This is a genomic window from Crocosphaera chwakensis CCY0110, assembly GCF_000169335.1.
Lineage (GTDB): Bacteria > Cyanobacteriota > Cyanobacteriia > Cyanobacteriales > Microcystaceae > Crocosphaera > Crocosphaera chwakensis.
In genome coordinates, this window is the sequence record NZ_AAXW01000131.1 from 1 (window position 1) to 2,351 (window position 2,351).

A 2,351-nucleotide genomic window follows, 5' to 3' on the forward strand; every position below is an offset into this window, starting at 1 on the left:
TGGGGTTTTCAAATAATGCGCGAATGGGTAGGTCTAAACTGAAGGTTTCTCTGACTCTGGAAATGATTTGGGTAGCTAAGAGGGAATGTCCTCCTAGTTCAAAGAAGTTGTCTTTGAGGCTTATTTTCTCAATTTTGAGAATGGTTTGCCAGATGTTCGCTAAAAGTTCTTGGGTTGGGGTTTGGGGTGCTATGTAGTTTTCTTGTCCTCTTCGATTCGAGTCGGGTGCGGGTAAGGCTCGTCTGTCAATTTTGCCGTTAGGAGTTAAAGGAAGTTTCTCTAACAGCACAAAGGCACTGGGTATCATGTAGTCTGGTAGTTGCTCTTTGAGACAGTCTCTTAATGTTTGAGTCACACTACTTTGACTCATCTCGTCAGAGACTAAATAGGCGACTAATTGTTTATTTCCTGGAGCATCTTCTCTGGCAATGACGACGCTTTCTCTAATCTCAGGATGGTTGCTTAGTTGAGTTTCTATTTCTCCGAGTTCGATTCTAAAGCCTCTTATTTTGACTTGATGGTCTATCCTGCCTATGTATTCAATGTTGCCGTCTCGGCGGTAACGGCAGAGGTCTCCTGTTTTGTAGAGTTTTCCTGTTCCGAAGGGGTTGGGGATAAATTTTTCTGCGGTTAAGTCTGGTCGGTTTAAATATCCTCTGGCTAAACCGTCTCCTCCTATGTGTAGTTCTCCAGGCACACCCACAGGCACTGGTTGTAAGTTTGGGTCTAGTATGTAAATTTGTGTGTTATCAATGGGATGTCCTATAGGTTGTGCTGATTCTCTTGAGTCTGATGTATCAGATAATTGTCTGACCAAATAAGTAGATGACCAGATGGTTGTTTCAGTCGGTCCATATACATTCCAAATCTCTTGAGTTTTATCTCGGAGTTGATAGGCTAATGACCCTGGTAAAGCCTCTCCTCCACATAAAATTTTCAGGTTCGATTTTCCTTTCCAATTAGCTGCTATAAGCATTCGCCAAGTCGCAGGGGTTGCTTGCATAATGGTTGTGTCGGAGTTTTGTAACAACTGAATTAGTTTTTCTCCATCTGATGCTGTTTCTTGACTAGCTAACAGAATTTTTCCTCCCATTATTAAGGGTAAATATAGCTCTAGACCGGCAATATCAAAGGAAATGGTTGTTACTGCTAACAAGTCATCTTCTTGAGTTAAACCTGGTCTTTTGCTCATTGAATTTAAAAAATTAATGACTGATTGGTGAGCTATTTGAACTCCTTTAGGTCTTCCCGTTGAACCTGATGTATAGATGACATAGGCTAGATGTTTAGAGTTAACTAATGAGGGAGTGTTGTTAACAAAATTTTGAAAAATTCTCTCTTCTTCTTGTTCCCAAGAAATGACTGGAATTTTTACTTCTTTTAATTGAGTTTTTAAATGTTGCTTCGTTAATAGAACTCCCATGTTTGAGTCTTGCATAACATAAGCTATCCGTTCTTGTGGATAATTGGGGTCAATAGGAACATAAGCTCCGCCTGCTTTTAATATCCCTAATAACCCTATCACCATCTCCATAGAACGCTCTACACATATTCCCACCAATGTATCTGGCTTAACTCCCAGTTTCTGCAAATAATGACCTAATTGATTGGCTTTTTCATTGAGTTCTTGATAGGTTAATTGCTGGTTTTCATACACCACTGCTATGGCATCGGGTGTCCTTTTTACTTGTTCTTCAAACAATTGATGGATACATTTATCTTTGGGATATTCTGCTTCTGTCTCGTTCCACTCTACTAATATTTTCTGTTTTTCTCCTTCTGTTAATAGAGGTAATTTGGCTACTTTTTCTTGAGGATTTTCTACTATTCCTTTTAATAAGTTTTGGAAGTGATTGACCATCCTCTCAATAGTTTCTCTCTCAAATAAATCGGTGTTATATTCCCAAGTTCCTACTAATCCTTGTTCTGTTTCTTCTAAGGATAGGGTTAAGTCAAATTTAGCAATTCCATAATCAATTTCTACTGGAGATAGACTTAATTCTGGTAAGCTTAATTCCTCCTTGGCTGTATTTTGTAAGATAAACATGACCTGGAATAGAGGAGAATGACTCATGTTCCTTTCGGGTTTAATTTCTTCGACTAATTTCTCGAAGGGAACATCTTGATGAGAGTATGCTTCTAAACAGGTGCTTCTGACTTGTTTAAGTAGTTCTTCTACGGTTGGATTTTCTTCTAAATTCACTCTCATTACTAAGGTATTGACAAAGAAACCAATTAATGGCTCTATTTCTTCTCGGTTTCTGTTGGCAATGGGTGAACCGATGGCTAAGTCTTCTTGTCTTGAGTAACGGGATAAGAGGATACTAAAGGTGCTTAACAGGGTCATAAAC

General features: G+C 38.9%; 1 protein-coding gene. It reads right to left on the reverse strand.

The features are described 5' to 3' along the window. Nucleotides 1-2,351 (reverse strand): non-ribosomal peptide synthetase (locus CY0110_RS27505; RefSeq protein WP_008278947.1); only part of this gene is annotated, 2,351 nt, incomplete at both ends.